General features: G+C 66.2%; 13 protein-coding genes. 9 read left to right on the forward strand and 4 right to left on the reverse strand.

Features of this window, described 5'->3' with window-relative positions; translation table 11 throughout:
* From L286_RS0124130 to L286_RS27050, 3 genes are all read left to right on the forward strand, one after another.
* Window positions 1–862, forward strand: an 862-nt coding sequence (locus L286_RS0124130; RefSeq protein ID WP_031293029.1) for an efflux RND transporter permease subunit, incomplete at its 5' end; no start/stop codon positions are given.
* Window positions 859–2,256: an efflux transporter outer membrane subunit gene (locus L286_RS27045; RefSeq protein ID WP_020820220.1), complete on the forward strand. Its 1,398-nt coding sequence runs from the start codon at window positions 859–861 to the stop codon at window positions 2,254–2,256. The genes L286_RS0124130 and L286_RS27045, both read left to right, overlap by 4 nt.
* A gap of 222 nt (window positions 2,257–2,478) precedes the next feature.
* Window positions 2,479–3,660 carry a cation:proton antiporter gene (locus L286_RS27050; protein WP_020820219.1) on the forward strand — a complete coding sequence of 394 codons (1,182 nt, stop codon included), beginning with the start codon at window positions 2,479–2,481 and terminating at the stop codon, window positions 3,658–3,660.
* Window positions 3,661–3,775: 115 nt separating this feature from the next.
* On the opposite strand, the gene L286_RS27055 is transcribed toward L286_RS27050, so the two are convergent.
* Entirely contained in the window at window positions 3,776–4,414 is a 639-nt protein-coding gene (locus L286_RS27055) for a 3-oxoacid CoA-transferase subunit B (RefSeq protein WP_007686450.1), read from the reverse strand.
* Window positions 4,414–5,133, reverse strand: a complete 720-nt coding sequence (locus tag L286_RS27060; protein WP_007684919.1) for a CoA transferase subunit A — start codon at window positions 5,131–5,133, stop codon at window positions 4,414–4,416. The genes L286_RS27055 and L286_RS27060 overlap by 1 nt, the downstream gene beginning before the upstream one ends.
* Before the next feature lie 70 nt (window positions 5,134–5,203).
* On the opposite strand from L286_RS27060, the gene L286_RS27065 reads away from it, so the two are divergent.
* The 5 genes from L286_RS27065 (at window position 5,204) to L286_RS27085 (ending at window position 10,101) form a co-directional block, all read left to right on the forward strand.
* Entirely contained in the window at window positions 5,204–6,001 is a 798-nt protein-coding gene (locus tag L286_RS27065) for an IclR family transcriptional regulator domain-containing protein (protein ID WP_020820216.1), read from the forward strand.
* Window positions 6,002–6,036: 35 nt separating this feature from the next.
* The gene (locus L286_RS27070; RefSeq protein ID WP_013054067.1) at window positions 6,037–7,248 is read left to right on the forward strand and encodes an acetyl-CoA C-acetyltransferase; all 1,212 of its coding nucleotides are present in this window, start codon (window positions 6,037–6,039) and stop codon (window positions 7,246–7,248) included.
* 365 nt (window positions 7,249–7,613) lie between these two features.
* On the forward strand, window positions 7,614–8,333 hold the full coding sequence (locus L286_RS27075; protein WP_020820215.1) for a hypothetical protein: 720 nt from the start codon (window positions 7,614–7,616) through the stop codon (window positions 8,331–8,333).
* A gap of 149 nt (window positions 8,334–8,482) precedes the next feature.
* The gene (locus tag L286_RS27080; protein WP_013054065.1) at window positions 8,483–9,493 is read left to right on the forward strand and encodes an NADP-dependent oxidoreductase; all 1,011 of its coding nucleotides are present in this window, start codon (window positions 8,483–8,485) and stop codon (window positions 9,491–9,493) included.
* Window positions 9,494–9,636: 143 nt separating this feature from the next.
* Window positions 9,637–10,101, forward strand: a complete 465-nt coding sequence (locus tag L286_RS27085) for a winged helix-turn-helix transcriptional regulator (RefSeq protein ID WP_025161107.1) — start codon at window positions 9,637–9,639, stop codon at window positions 10,099–10,101.
* Between the two features lie 18 nt (window positions 10,102–10,119).
* Here L286_RS27085 and L286_RS27090 read toward each other — a convergent pair whose 3' ends face one another.
* Entirely contained in the window at window positions 10,120–10,755 is a 636-nt protein-coding gene (locus tag L286_RS27090; protein ID WP_007684910.1) for a TetR-like C-terminal domain-containing protein, read from the reverse strand.
* A 5-nt stretch (window positions 10,756–10,760) separates the two neighbouring features.
* Window positions 10,761–11,765 carry an NAD(P)H-dependent flavin oxidoreductase gene (locus tag L286_RS27095; protein WP_007684909.1) on the reverse strand — a complete coding sequence of 335 codons (1,005 nt, stop codon included), beginning with the start codon at window positions 11,763–11,765 and terminating at the stop codon, window positions 10,761–10,763.
* 441 nt (window positions 11,766–12,206) lie between these two features.
* Between L286_RS27095 and L286_RS27100 the strand changes: the two genes are divergently transcribed.
* On the forward strand, window positions 12,207–14,528 hold the full coding sequence (locus L286_RS27100) for a TonB-dependent receptor (protein ID WP_020820214.1): 2,322 nt from the start codon (window positions 12,207–12,209) through the stop codon (window positions 14,526–14,528).
* Window positions 14,529–14,617: the final 89 nt, after the last annotated feature.

Below are 14,617 nucleotides of genomic sequence, written 5' to 3' on the forward strand. Positions count from 1 at the left end.
CCGGCTGGCGCTGGACGGCGAATTTTCCGGCCGCCTTCGCGATGCGGAAGGGGACGACTATCCCGTCCGCGTCAGGCTGCCCATGGCGCAGCGCAACAGGGTCGAGGCGCTCGACCGGATCCATGTTCCGTCCGTCGACGGCCGGGCGGTGCCGCTTCGCGCCCTTGCCGATCCCGGCATGGAAACGGGACCGGCGCGCATCGAACGCCATGATCGCGAACGATCCGTCACCCTGACGGCCTATGTCGGGACAGGCCATCTGACGGGCGCGGTGACGCAAGCCGCGTTCGACCGGGTGCGCGGGGCCGTGCGCCTGCCGGCGGGCTACACCATCGCGCTTGGCGGCGAAGCGGAGGAGCAGGAAAGCGGCAATGCGGGGATGACGGCGGCGGCGATCGTCGCCTGCCTCGGCATATTGGCCGTGCTGGTCATGGAATTCGGGCGCTTCAGGCTCGTCGCGGTGGTGGCCAGCATCATACCGCTCGGCCTGCTCGGCGCCGTCCTGGCGCTGTGGCTGACGGGCAATTCGCTGAGCTTCACGGCGATGATCGGCCTGATCGCGCTGATCGGCATAGAGATAAAGAATTCGATCCTTCTCGTCGATTTCACCGAACAGTTGCGGGGGCAGGGGATCGCCATGCGCGAAGCGATCGAGCAGGCGGGCGAGATGCGCTTCCTGCCCGTGCTGCTCACCTCCGTCACGGCGATCGGCGGGCTGCTGCCGCTCGCCATGGGCGGATCGGGGCTGTACGGCCCGATGGCGGTCGCGATCATCGGCGGCCTGATCGCCTCCACCCTGCTGTCGCGGGTGGCGACGCCGGTCGTCTATCTCCTGCTCGCCCGGACGGGAGAAGCATCGTGACGACGAATCGGTCGCTGGCCGCCCTGATCGGCCTTGCCCTGCTGGGCGGCTGCGCCGCAGGCACGGAGTATCGACGGCCGGCCTTGCCGCTGCCGGCCGCCTTTCACAATGCTCCCCTGATCGTGGAGCCGGGCGGCAGGCCGTGGTGGCGGGATTTCGCCGACCCCATGCTGGACGATCTGGTCGCGCGCGGCCTCAAGGGCGGCTTCGACGTAGAGGCGGCGATGGCGCGGGTCGACCAGGCAAGGGCGGCCGCCGGGTCGGCGCGGGCGGCGCGGATGCCGTCGGGATCGCTGGACGGTTCCGCGGTCCGGACGCGCCAGTCGCTGAGGGCCGGGCTGGGGCAGATCGCCGATTATGTCCCGGATTTCGACCGGACGCAGGACAGTTTCGAACTGGTCGGCGGGGCAAGCTGGGAACTGGACCTTGCCGGCGGGCTGAAGCGTGGGCGGGAAGCGGCCGTCGCGGAACTGGAGGCGGCCGTCGCCGACAGCCAGGCCGTCCGCCTCACCGTGGCGGCGGAGATTGGCGACGCCTATATCCTCCTTCGTTCCGCGCAGCGCAGGCGCTCCATCGCCGTCGATCAGGCGGCGGCGGCGCAGAAGCTGGAAAATATCGTCCGCGCCCGCTTCGTCCATGGCGCGGCTGCCCGTTTCGAACTGGACCAGTCCCGCGCCTCCACCGCCGCGATCAGCGCCGGGATCGCCGAGTTCGACCAGGCGGCGCAGGCGCAGTTGGCGCGGCTGGCGGTGCTGGCCGGCGGCCTGCCGGATTCGGTTGTCCAGGCGCTAGAGAGGCCGGAGCCGGTGCCGGTCGCCGGTTTCGCGGCCATGGGGCTGCCCGCCGATCTGATGCGGCGCAGGCCGGATCTGGTCGCTGCCGAGCGGCGCGTTGCTGCCGGCCATGCGCGGCTGGGCGTCGCCCTTGCCGAATATTATCCCAAATTCACCCTGTCGGGCCTGCTGGGTTTTCAGGGCAATGACGCGGGCAGGCTCTTTTCCGGCCCGGCGAGCGTGGTGCAGGGCGGGTTGGGCCTGCGCTGGCGGCTTTTCGACTTCGGCCGGGTCGATGCGGAGGTCGCACGGGCGAAGGGCGCGGAGCGGGAGGCCATCGCCCAGTTCCGCAATGCCGCGCTGCGCGCCGCCGAGGATGTCGAACGCGCCGTCGTCGCCTGGCGGACCGCCAGAGAGCGCGAAGCCGTCCATGCCGAAGAGGTCCGGGCCGCGACCGCCGCCCGCGACGCGCTGGATCGCGCCTATCGGGCGGGCCATGTTTCGCTGGCCGAACTGGTCGAGGCGCAGCGCCGGGTTCTCCAGGCGGCCGACGCGCTTGCGCTGGCGCAGGGAGACGCCGCGCGCGCGACGGTTGCCGGATGGCGGGCGTTCGGCGGCTGACGCGGCGGGTCCGGCGGACATCGGGGTCGGCTTCCCCGCAACTCGTCCCATCCGTCCGGAACCAACGGTTGAGTGCCGGTCGTTCATGGGATAAGGGCTTGCCGTCCGCGCACCAACGGATCGACCCTCAGGCGCCGCCGGAGAAAAGGTCGGCAATCAGGAAGCGGGCATCCGCCGCCGCGCCATGATGAGGACATAGAGGGACAAGTGATAGTTTCCATATTGGCCCTGGCTTGTGCCGGCAGCGCACTGGCCGCCGTCGTCGCCCAATGGATGCCCAAGGCCCTCTTGCCCGCGCTGGTGCTGGAAATCGCGTTCGGGATCCTGGTCGGCCCGCATGGCCTGGGATTCCTGTCGCCCGGTCCCTCGATGGAGCTGTTCGCCCAGATCGGGCTTGCCATACCCATGGTGATCGCGGGGCTGGAGGTCGATTTCGGCGCGTTGCTGGCCCGGCCGCAGGGGGCGCAGCGGGCGAGGCCGCTCATCCTGGCCATCCTCATATCGCTGCTGACCCTTGCCATGGCCGGCCTTGGCGCCTGGCTGCTGCTCGACCCGGGGACGCCCCTGGTGCACCTGGCGATCTATGCCGCGATCCTTTCGACCAGCTCGGTCGGCATCGTCGTGCCGATGATACAGGAAAAGGGCATCGCCAGCGACATATACGGGCAGACGATCCTCTCGGCCGCGCTGCTCGTCGACTTCTTCGCGATGATCGCCATTTCCGCCCTGGCCGGGATCGTCGTCAGCGGCAGCGCGCAGGGCGCCTTGGGCAGCCTGGCGCTTGTCGCCATCGCCGTCCCGGCGATCCGGCTGCTGCCCAGGCTGCTGGCGCGGGTGCCCGCGGCGCGGCTGGACAACCGGACCAGCCTGCCCTTCGTCAGGCTCAGCCTGGCGCTGCTGTTCCTGACGGCCTGGCTGGCGGAGATGCTGAATTCGCAACTGGTGCTGGCGGCGTTCCTCGCGGGATTGCTGCTGGGGCAGATCGTTCCGCGCGGCAGCCACCGGCGCGAGCGGCTGGAGGTCATCGGCTATGGCTTCATCGTGCCCTTCTTCTTCATCAATGTCGGCCTGAAATTCGATATTCCCGCGCTGCTGGGATCGCCCAAGACCCTGTGGCTGGTGCCGGGCTTCGTCGCGGTCGCCTTCGCCAACAAGATCATCCCGTCGCTGCTGCTGGTCCCGATCCACGGCCGCAGGAAGGCGATGGCCGCCGGCATATTGCTGAGCGCGCGCATCAGCCTGATCGTCGCGGCGTCGGACATCGCGACCCGGATCGGCGTGCTCGACACCGCGACCAACGCGGCCATGGTGCTGGTCGCGATCATCAGCGCGGCGCTCGCCCCCATCCTGTTCAACATCCTCGCCGCGCCGCACAGGCAGCCGCCGATGCCCGTCCAGGCCTGAACGGGCCTTTTCCCCTTCGGCGCGGACGGGGCAGAGGCAAAAGAAAAGAGAGCGTCTCCGCTTCCTGCGAAAACGCTCTCCCCCCGCCGTTTGGCGGCGCCTGTCTGATTTCGGATCAGGCCGACCGGATCGGGATTCCCGTCCGGGCGCGAACGAAATCGATGTCGAGATCAGACGCCAGTTCCTGCACGATCAATTCGCCGCGGTCCCGATCCAGCACGAACCGGCCGAAGTCGGAAATGATGGCGTCGACGACGCCCGTGCCGGTGAGCGGCAGGGTGCAGCGTTCGACGATCTTGGAATTGCCCGCCTTGTCGCTGTGGCTCATCACCACGACGACGCGCTTCACGCCCGCGACCAGGTCCATCGCGCCGCCCATGCCCTTGATCATCTTGCCCGGCACGGTCCAGTTGGCCAGGTCGCCATTGCCGGCAACCTCCATGGCGCCCAATATGGCAAGGTCGATATGCCCGCCGCGGATCATGGCGAAGCTGTCGGCCGAGCTGAAGAAGCTCGACGTGGGCAAAGTGGTCACCGTCTGCTTGCCCGCGTTGATGAGGTCCGGGTCGACTTCATCCTCATAGGGAAAGGGACCGATGCCCAGCAGGCCGTTCTCCGACTGGAGCACGACCTCTATGTCGGCGGGCACATAATTGGCGACCAGCGTCGGAATGCCGATGCCCAGGTTCACATAAAAGCCGTCCTGCAGCTCGCCGGCGGCGCGGGCCGCCATTTCCTCACGTGTCCAGGGCATCAGGCCTTCTCCTCCGTGCGGGGACGCGTGGTCCGGAATTCGATTCGCTTCTCATAGGACGGTCCCTGGATCACGCGATCGACATAGATGCCCGGCGTGTGGACCTGGTCGGGGTCGAGCGCGCCGGCCGGGACGATCTCCTCCACCTCGGCGATGGTGATCTTGCCGGCGGTCGCCATGTTCGGATTGAAGTTCCGCGCCGTCTTGCGATAGACGAGATTGCCCTCCGGATCGGCTTTCCAGGCCTTCACGATGGAAACGTCGGCCCGCAGCCACGTTTCGCGCACATAGAGCGACCCTTCGAATTCCTCGACGGGCTTGCCCTCCGCGACGACGGTTCCCACGCCGGTCTTCGTGTAGAAGGCCGGAATGCCCGCGCCGCCCGCGCGTATGCGTTCCGCCAGCGTGCCCTGCGGATTGAGCTCCAGTTCGAGCTGGCCCGACAGATAGAGTTCCGCGAACAGCTTGTTCTCCCCGATATAGGAGGAGACCATCTTGCGGATCTGGCCGTTGTTGAGCAGCGTCCAGAGGCCGAAGCCGTCCGCGCCGCAATTGTTGGAGATGACGGTGAGTTCCTTGACGCCGTTCCGCAGCAGGCCGGCGATCAGATGTTCCGGATTGCCCGAAAGCCCGAACCCGCCGGACATGATGGTCATCCCGTCGAAGAGAACGCCCTCAAGCGCTGCATCAGCGTCGGGAAATATCTTGCGCTTTGCCATAATAATCCCTATTTGTCCGATTATCGGATAAAAACGCCAATATTCGTTTAAGCGCAAAAGGTCAATGCCCATGGCTGACGACAGCCAAGCCGCCGATCCCAACTTCATGCTTTCGCTGGCGCGGGGCCTTGGCGTGCTGCGCGCTTTCGAGGGGCAGTCCTCGCTCAGCATCACGGAAGCCGCGCGGCTGAGCGGGCTGAACCGGCCCAGCGCTGGCCGCTGCCTGCACACGCTGACATGCCTTGGCTATGTTCGCGAGCGGGACGGGCGCTATTCGCTCACGCCCAAATTGCTGCCGCTGGCCGCCGGGTTCCTGACGTCCACTCCACTGGCCAGCGCCAGCCAGGCGGTCGCCAACGCCTTGCGCGACAGCCTTCAGGAAACAGTGTCGGTCGGCGCGCTCGATCCGTCGGACCCGGGCCGCATCATCTACATCGCCCGCGCCGAGCGGAACCAGGTGATCGCCGCGCCGCTGATGGTCGGCAGCACCTTGCCCAGCCATTGCACGTCGATGGGGCGCGTCCTCCTCGCCTCGCTCGCGCCGTGCGAGACCGAACGGTGGCTGGCGCGCGCCGCCCTGGAGCCGAGGACCGAACGCACCATCGTTTCCCCCGATGCGCTCCGCGCCGAACTGGTCGCCGTGGGCGAGCGGCGCTGGAGCCTGGTCGAGGAGGAACTGGAGGTCGGGCTGCGATCCCTGGCCGTTCCCGTCCGCGACCGCGAGGGGCAGGTCCTGGCGGCGCTCAATGTCGCCACCTTTTCCGACGCCCACAGCCGCGAGGATCTGATCGAGCGCTATCTTCCCGACCTGAGGGCGGCCGCCGGTCAGCTGGAGCGCGCCATCCAGAGCCATCGCCCCAATCCATAAACCCGCAATCCGTTGAATCTACAGGAGTTGACATCATGACATTGCGTCGAGCCGCCATCGTTTCGCCTCTTCGGACCGCCGTCGGGAAATTCGGCGGCGGCCTTTCCGCGCTGACGGCGGGGCAATTGGGCGCCACGATCATCAAGGCGCTGGTCGAACGCAGCGGGATCGATCCCGAACGCGTCGACGACGTCGTCTTCGGACATGGCTATCCCAGCGGGGAGGCGCCCAGCATCGGCCGCTGGTCCTGGCTGGCCGCCGGAATGCCCCAGAATGTGCCGGGCTTCCAGCTCGACCGCCGCTGCGGCTCCGGCCTTCAGGCGATCATCGAAGCGGCCATGATGGTTCAGACCGGCGCCGCCGACGTCGTGGTCGCGGGCGGCGCGGAAAGCATGTCCAATGTCGAACATTATTCGACCGCGCTGCGCAAGGGCGCGCGCATGGGCAGCCTCGAACTGCACGACCGGCTGACCCGCGCCCGCCTGATGTCGCAGCCGATCGAACGCTATGGCGTGATCACGGGCATGATCGAGACCGCCGAAAATCTCGCCCGCGACTATGGCATCACGCGGGAGCAGTCGGACGCCTATGCCGTCCGATCGCACCAGCGCGCCGCCGCCGCCTGGCGCGAGGGCAAGTTCGCTGACGAGATCGTGCCCGTCGCCGTGCCGCAGAAGCGCGGCGAACCCGTGATTTTCGATCGGGACGAGGGGTTCCGCGAGGATGCCTCGCTGGAGACGCTCGGCGGGTTGAAGCCGATCGAGGGCGGCGTGGTGACCGCCGGCAACGCCAGCCAGCAGAATGACGCCGCCGCGGCCTGCCTGGTCGTTGCCGAAGACCAGCTCGCGAAGCTCGGCCTGGAGCCGAGCGGCTGGTTCGTCGGCTGGGCGGCGGCGGGTTGCGACCCCTCCCGCATGGGCATCGGCCCGGTGGGCGCCGTCCAGCGGCTGTTCGCGCGCACGGGCCTGGGCTGGGACGACATGGACCTCATCGAAATCAACGAGGCTTTTGCGGCCCAGGTACTCGCGCTGCTCAAGGCGTGGGAATGGGGTGAGGACGACAGCCGCCTGGACAAGCTCAACGTCAACGGCTCGGGCATTTCCCTGGGGCACCCGATCGGCGTCACCGGGGCGCGAATCGCCGCGACGATGCTGAACGAGATGCGCCGCCGCGATGCGCGCTACGGTCTGGAGACCATGTGCATCGGCGGCGGCCAGGGTCTCGCCGCCATCTTCGAGCGGTCCTAAGCGGGTTTCAAGCGGCAGGCTGGCTCCCGCCCCTTCGACAGGCGCGGGACAGGCCTTTCCGCATGATGCTCCAGGCTGTGAACCGACGCGGCCGGCGAAACCCGCCGGCCGCGGCTCGGTAATGGATGATCTGAAGGCGCCTTGGGCGCCCTGCGCCGGCCGCCCCACCGCGCCGCATCTTGTCGCGCCGCGCTTTTCCGCGCCCGCCGACGCTTCCATCACCTCAGCGAACGCCCTGCCGGCGACCTCTCCGGGAATCCATCGCACGAATTTAGGTTGCAAAGTTAAACCATAAGGGCCTATGGGCTGCATGGTTGCAAAGTTAAACCTATCCGGCATTGGCCGGGGAGCGATGGAGAATAGGTGTGAGCGAATTGTTGGACCTGGCGATCGCGGCGCATGGCGGTTGGGACCGCTGGGAGCAGATCAATGAACTGAAAGCCCATTTCCATGCGGAGGGCACGGTCTGGCATGTGAAGCAGTGGCCCGGCGCCTATGCGGACATGCATTGCTCGATCTCCACGCGGAAGCCGCACACCGAATTCACGCCCTTTCTCAAGGAAGGGCAGCATTGCGTCTGGGAGCCGGACAGCACCGCCATCGTCGCCGACAGCGGCGAACTGATCGATAAGCGGGAAAATCCGCGCTCCTTCTTCGAAGGGCACAGCATTCCAACGCCGTGGGACGAACAGCATCTCGTCTATTTCACCGGCTATGCGATGTGGACCTATCTGACCACGCCGTTCCTGTTCAGGCTGCCCGGCTTCACGTCGGAAGAGGTCGAACCCTGGGACGAGAATGGCGAAACCTGGCGTCGCCTGAAGGTGACATTCCCCGAAGGCGTGCCCAGCCATTCCACCCAGCAGACCTTCTATTTCGATCAATCGGGCCTGCTGCGGCGCCACGACTACAGCGTGGAGATCATGGGCGGCACGACCAGCGCCAACTATGCGACCGATCACAAGGCGTTCGACGGCCTCATCTTCCCGACGAAGCGGCGCGTCTATGCCGCCGGCGCGGACAACCGCCCGATCCTCGACCGGATCGCCATCGCCATCGACATATGGGACGTCCAGGCGGCCTGACCCGCATTCGAACCGGCCGCGTCCTCGCGGCCGGCAGAGCGGAACCGGGCCGAGCGCAGCGCAGGCCCCATGCCGCCACGCAATCCCGTTCGGAACGCCATCCATTCGCAACGGCGCGCGGACCGAACAGAAGAAAAAGGAAACATGCCATGGTGACCACCCACCGGATCGTCCTTGCCGAACGTCCGCAGGGCGCGGTGACGCCCGCCAATTTCAGGGCAGAGGACGCGGCCCTGCCGCCCATCGGGGACGGACAGTTCCTGGTCGGGGCGAATTATCTGTCGCTCGACCCCTATATGCGCGGCCGCATGGATGACCGGAAATCCTATGCCGCGCCGACGCCGGTCGGCGGGGTGATGGAAGGCGAGATCATCGGGACCGTGCTGGAATCCCGCCATCCGGGCTTTTCGGTCGGGGAACGCGTGGCGGGACGGCTGGGATGGCAGACGCACGCCATTTCGGACGGCACTGGCCTTGTGAAGCTGGACGACCGCTTCAAGCCGATCACCACCGCCGTGGGCGTACTCGGCATGCCCGGCCTCACCGCTTATTCGGGGCTGCTGACCCTGGGGAAACCCCAACCCGGCGAAACGGTCGTCGTCGCGGCGGCGACCGGCCCGGTCGGATCGCTGGTCGGCCAGATCGCCAGGCTCTATGGCGCCAGGGCCGTCGGAATCGCGGGCGGCGCGGAAAAATGCGCCTATGCGAAGCAGGAACTGGGCTTCGATGCGGTGGTCGACCATCGGTCCCCGACCTTCGCCGACGATCTGGCCGCGGCGTGCCCGGACGGCATCGACATCAATTTCGAACTGGTCGGCGGCGCCGTCTGGCAGGCCGTGCTGCCGCTGCTCAACAATTTCGCCAGGGTGCCGGTCTGCGGCCTGATCGCCCAGTATAACGGATCGTCCGGCGAACAGGTCGATCATCTGCCCGCCGCGATGCGGATCATCCTGTCGCGCAGCGTCATGATGCGGGGTTTCATCGTCGGCGAATTCTGGGACCAGCGCCCGAAGTTCCTGGACGAGGTCAGCCAGTGGATTTCCGAAGGGAAGATCCGGTTCCGCGAAGACATTGTCGAAGGACTGGACAACGCTCCGGCGGCGTTCATGGGCCTGTTGGAGGGACGGAATTTCGGCAAGCTCGTCGTGAAGATCGACTGACGCCGTCCCCTGCGGTTCGGGAAGGCGGCGACGACCAGGGCCTTCCCCGCCGATGGCTCCCGGCGGCGTCGCGGGGAGGAACGCTCGACAAATCGGCGGAGTTGGTTTAACTTCAAAACCTTCCTGTGATGTTGGAGATGGCGATGAAGGGAAAGCGGACCAATCTCGGCAACGCCGATTGCGGCATTGCCCGTTCCCTTGAAGTGGTCGGCGACTGGTGGTCGTTGCTGATCGTGCGCGAAGCCTTCAAGGGAAGGGAGCGCTTCGGCGAGTTCCAGAAGGCGATCGGGCTGGCCAAGAACATATTGTCCGCGCGGCTGAAGAAGCTGGTCGAACATGACATCTTCCGGATCGAGCCGGACGCCGACAACGGCGTCGGCCACCGCTATGTCCTCACCGCAAAGGGAGAGGGGTTGTACGTCGTTCTCATGGCGCTGTGGCAGTGGGGCGAAAGCACATGCTTCAAGCCGGACGAGGCCCGATATGCGATGGTCGACCGCCAGAATGGCGAACCGCTGGCCAGGATCGAGCTGAAGGCCAGAGACGGGCGGGTCCTGGGGCCGCGCGACTTCGTGGCCTCGCGCATGGACGACAAGGCAGCCGCCTGACGCGGTTGCTGACGCCGGTCAGGAGGGGATCAGGCCGCTTCCCTGGAGGAAGAGTTCGCTCGTCCTGTCATACAGATCGCCGGCATCCGTCTTTTCGCCGAGCAGGCCCCTCAGTTCCAGACTGACGACGCCGTGCAGCGTCGCCCAGAGCATCTGGGAGAGTTGCCGGGCTTCGTCCCGCCGATCTTCCGGAAGGCAGGCGGCGACCGCCTCCCGCATGGCGCGGAATGTCGACCAGGCGCGCCGCCGGCTTTCCAGCGGCGCTTCATAGGCCCGGCCGAGGTCGCCGAACATGACATTGTAGAATGCCGGTTCCGCCAGCGCATAGGCGCGATAGGCCTTGCATATCGCCCGCAATCGGGCGACCGGCGCAGGTTCTGCCAGGCATTTTCCGAATTCGCGGCCCAAGCCGTCGAAACTGTGGATATACAGCGCATCCAGCAGCCCCGCCTTGCCCGAAAAGCAGGTATAGATCATCTTCGTCGAGGCGTTGACGACCTCCGCGACGCGCCGGACCGTCAACGCGGCCGGCCCTTCCTCGCTCAAAATGCGCGCGGCGGCGGCGAGGATGGCGGACCGCGTCTCGTCCCGATAGGTGGCGCGGACCTGTTGCAGGTCGACGCCACCTTCCCATCGGGCCGTGCCGGACGGCATGCCGCCTATGCCGTTTCGAGCGCGTTCTGGACCGTTGCGCCCAGGGAGCGGCCCAGCCGGTCGGTGATGATCTGCTCGGCTTCGTTCATGATGCGGTCGACAAGTTCCTTCACGGTCGGCACGTCCCGGATCAATCCGACGACCAGCCCGCAACTCCATGCACCGACATCGACCTCGCCTTCAACCATTACCTTGGGATAGACGCCCGCGACCTGCTCGAAAATATCGTCGATCTTGATCGCGTCGCCCTTTTCCCGTTCGATCTGGCGGATCTTCTCCACGCCGGGATTGTTGAGCACGCGTTCGGTATTGCGCAGCGGCCGCATCACCAGCCGCGTATCGAGTTCCGTCGCCTCGACAAGCGCCCGTTTCACATTTTCATGGACCGGCGCGTCCTGGGTCGCGACGAAACGGGTTCCCATGTTGACGCCGTCGGCGCCCAGCGCCAGCGCCGCCACCAGGCTGCGGCCGTCGGCCATGCCGCCCGACGCGACGAACGGCACGGAAAGCGCCTCCGCCGCCAGCGGCAGCAGGATCATGTTGGGAATGTCGTCTTCGCCCGGATGGCCGCCGCATTCGAAGCCGTCGACGCTGACCGCGTCGCAGCCGATCCGTTCGGCCTTCAGGGCGTGGCGCACGGAGGTGCATTTGTGGATGACCTTGATGCCGGCCTGCTTGAACAGCGGCATATATTCTTCCGGGCTGCGCCCCGCCGTTTCCACGATCCGGATGCCGTTTTCGGCGATGACCTGGATATATTCGGCATAGGGCGGCGCGTTGAAGGTCGGCAGGAAGGTCAGGTTCACGCCGAACGGCTTGTCGGTCAGTTCCCGTGCCTTCGCGATTTCCTGCCCCAGCAGTTCAGGGGTGCGCTGGGTCAGGCCGGTGATCAGGCCCAGGCCGCCCGCATTGGAAACCGCGGCAGCGAGGGAGGCGAAGCCGACATAGTGCATCCCGCCCTGTATGATCGGATGTTCGATCCCGAACAGTTCCGTGATCCGCGTGCGCATTCCTAAGCTCCTTCGTCGTCTGCCCAATCCGGTAACAGTGTTACCAATGAAAACATCGTTGTTCAAGCGCGGACGGCAGGATTTTAAAATTGTCTGAAAACAGCGACTTGTGAGGAATCGATATGTCTGGCGGCGGCGGGGCGGTTCTGGTCGCCGCCCTGCTGCGCATCGCCGATTCGGCCTGCCCAGGGCTTTTCCGCGCCTTGGCAGGAGTGCGGCGGAACATGATTGACATTGCAGAATGTGTAGATACACATAACGCAACGAGTCGGGATGCCGGAGTGGATCGAGTCCGGTTGCGTCGCTTCGTGAAAGGCAGTCAGCGGGAACCCCGTCGCTCCCTGCCGGGCCGTGTCGCCCGGCGGCGGTCGACGGGCCGTGCCGTTCAAGCCTGTGATTTCAAGGCAACCCATCGGTCGAATGGGCCCAGGAGGGGGATTGATGATGAAAATGCTCAAGACGGCGCTTTATCTGGCTGGGGCGGCTATTCTGCCCCATGCCGCCCATGGCCAGGCGGCCCCCGCCGACCAGGGCAATGGCCTGAACAGCGTCAGCGACATCGTCGTGACGGCGCAGAAGCGCGCCCAGAGCCTCAGCACCGTGCCGATGTCGGTGACGGCGCTGACCGGGGAGCAGCTTGCGGCGCGGGGGATCAACGACGTCCAGGATCTGGCGAAGGTCACGCCCGGCCTCAATTTCGTGCAGAGCGGCAGCGGCGTGCCGGTCTATTCGCTGCGCGGCGTGGGCTTCTACGACACGGCGGTGGGTGCGCGCCCGACCGTCAGCGTCTATGTCGACGAGGCGCCCTTGCCCTTTTCCGTGATGACGACCGGCGCCGCCTTCGACCTGGAGCGGGTGGAGGTGCTCAAGGGGCCGCAGGGAACCCTGTTCGGCCAGAACGCCACGGGCGGCGCGATCAACTATATTGCCGCGAAGCCCAGGGATGAGCTGGGCGCGGGCGTGACGGCGAGCTTCGCGCGCTTCAACACGCTGGACGCGCAGGGCTATGTCACCGGCCCGCTTGCGCCGGGCCTCAACGCCCGCCTGGCGGTTCGCGGGGTGCGGGGCGACGGATGGCAGCAAAGCTATACCCGCAACGACAGCCTGGGCCGCCAGCGCATGCTCCAGGGCCGGTTCCTTCTGGACTGGCAGGCGTCCGACCGCCTCAAGCTCTCGCTCAACCTCAACGGTTTCATCGACGATGGGGATATGCAGGCGGGCCAGCTCCTCGCCGTGGTTCCCTTGTTCGGCGCATTTGCCGGCACCATTCCGCTCGTCACCAACTATCCGCGCGCGCCCCAGACGCCGCGCGCCGCCGACTGGAACGCCGATACGCCGTTCCGCAAGGACAACAGCTTCTACCAGGCGGTGCTGCGCGGGGATTACGAACTGACCGACGACATCACGCTGGTCTCGCTCAATTCCTACGCGCATATGAGCATGGACCAGCGGATCGACCTGGACGGAACGTCGCTGACGAACGGCGACCAGAGCATTCGCGGCCGCATCTCGTCCTTTTCGACCGAGGAGCGGCTGACTGGCAATTTCGGGCCAGCGACCGTCATACTGGGCGTCAACTATGCGCATGACAAGACGCGGGAGAATGCGATCTGGGCGACCTACTATTCCACCCAGAACAGCTTTTTCACGCCGCTGACCAACGACGTCGCCGCCGCGCCCTACGGCTATCAGGACTTCAACACCTATGCCGCGTTCGGCAATGTCGACTATGACATCGGCCGCCTGGTCACGCTGCACGCCGGCGCCCGCTATACCAAGGCGGACCTGGACTATGAGGGGTGCGGGCTTCCGGCCAACCAGAATTCGGCGGTCGGGCTGACGCGGCTGTTCAACAATATCCGCGCCGCGGCCGGGCTGGGGCCGATACCCGTCATTCCGATGGACGGTTGCTCGACGCTGGACGCCAATCTCAACTATGCCAGCCATATCGAAGGGACGTTCAACGAGGACAGCCTGTCCTGGCGCTTCGGCGTCGACGTGAAGCCCGCCGACCGGGTGCTGCTCTATTTCAACGTGAGCCGGGGCTACAAGGCGGGCAGCGTGCCCGTCCTTTCGGGCACCAGCGTCGACCAATATGTTCCGGTGAAGCAGGAAAGCGTGGTCGCGCTGGAGGCGGGGTTCAAGGCGTCGCTTTTCGGGCGGCTGGTCGACGTGACCGGCGCGGCCTTCAACTATGACTATTCGGACAAGCAGCTTCAGGGGCGCATCATCACGCTGATGGGGCCGCTGATCGCTCTGGTCAACGTGCCCAAGTCCCGCGTTCGCGGCTTTGAGGGGCAGGTCACGGTCTATCCGACCAACGGCCTGTCGCTGACCGCCGCGGCGACCTACCTGGACTCGAAGGTCACGTCCGACTTCATCAACTACACGATCATCGGCACGCGCAAGAATTTCATCGGCAATGATTTTCCCTATACGCCCAAATGGCAGGTCAATCTGGACGGCGCATACCGCTTTCCGATTTCATCGCGGCTGGATGCCAATCTGGGCGTCAACTACAGCTACCGGACCAAGACCAATGCGGGCTTCGGCAACGAACCGCTGCTCTACATGAAGGATTATGGCGTGCTCGACCTGCGCGCCGGCTTCGGCGGCAGCGACGGCAATTGGCAGGTCAGCGTCTTCGGCCGCAACGTGACCAACAGCTATTACTGGACCAACGTCGCCAAGCTCTATGACGTCGTCCGCAGGCTGGCGGGGCAGCCCGCGACCTACGGCATCCAGATGAACTGGCGCTTCTAGGCCATGCGGAGCGGAACAGGCGTGCAGGCTTGCAAGGCCGCTCCGACCAAGGCGGGGGACGGGCGCGCCCGTTTCCCCGCCGCCATTTC

The organism is Sphingobium sp. HDIP04, assembly GCF_000445085.1.
Taxonomy (GTDB): Bacteria; Pseudomonadota; Alphaproteobacteria; order Sphingomonadales; family Sphingomonadaceae; genus Sphingobium; species Sphingobium indicum.

Coding starts and splice junctions, on each gene's coding strand:
- L286_RS27055 (WP_007686450.1), bottom strand. CDS start 4,414: ATGCCCTGGACACGTGAGGAAATGGCGGCCCGCGCCGCCGGCGAGCTG.
- L286_RS27060 (WP_007684919.1), bottom strand. CDS start 5,133: ATGGCAAAGCGCAAGATATTTCCCGACGCTGATGCAGCGCTTGAGGGC.
- L286_RS27065 (WP_020820216.1), top strand. CDS start 5,204: ATGGCTGACGACAGCCAAGCCGCCGATCCCAACTTCATGCTTTCGCTG.
- L286_RS27070 (WP_013054067.1), top strand. CDS start 6,037: ATGACATTGCGTCGAGCCGCCATCGTTTCGCCTCTTCGGACCGCCGTC.
- L286_RS27080 (WP_013054065.1), top strand. CDS start 8,483: ATGGTGACCACCCACCGGATCGTCCTTGCCGAACGTCCGCAGGGCGCG.
- L286_RS27085 (WP_025161107.1), top strand. CDS start 9,637: ATGAAGGGAAAGCGGACCAATCTCGGCAACGCCGATTGCGGCATTGCC.
- L286_RS27090 (WP_007684910.1), bottom strand. CDS start 10,755: ATGCCGTCCGGCACGGCCCGATGGGAAGGTGGCGTCGACCTGCAACAG.
- L286_RS27095 (WP_007684909.1), bottom strand. CDS start 11,765: ATGCGCACGCGGATCACGGAACTGTTCGGGATCGAACATCCGATCATA.
- L286_RS27100 (WP_020820214.1), top strand. CDS start 12,207: ATGATGAAAATGCTCAAGACGGCGCTTTATCTGGCTGGGGCGGCTATT.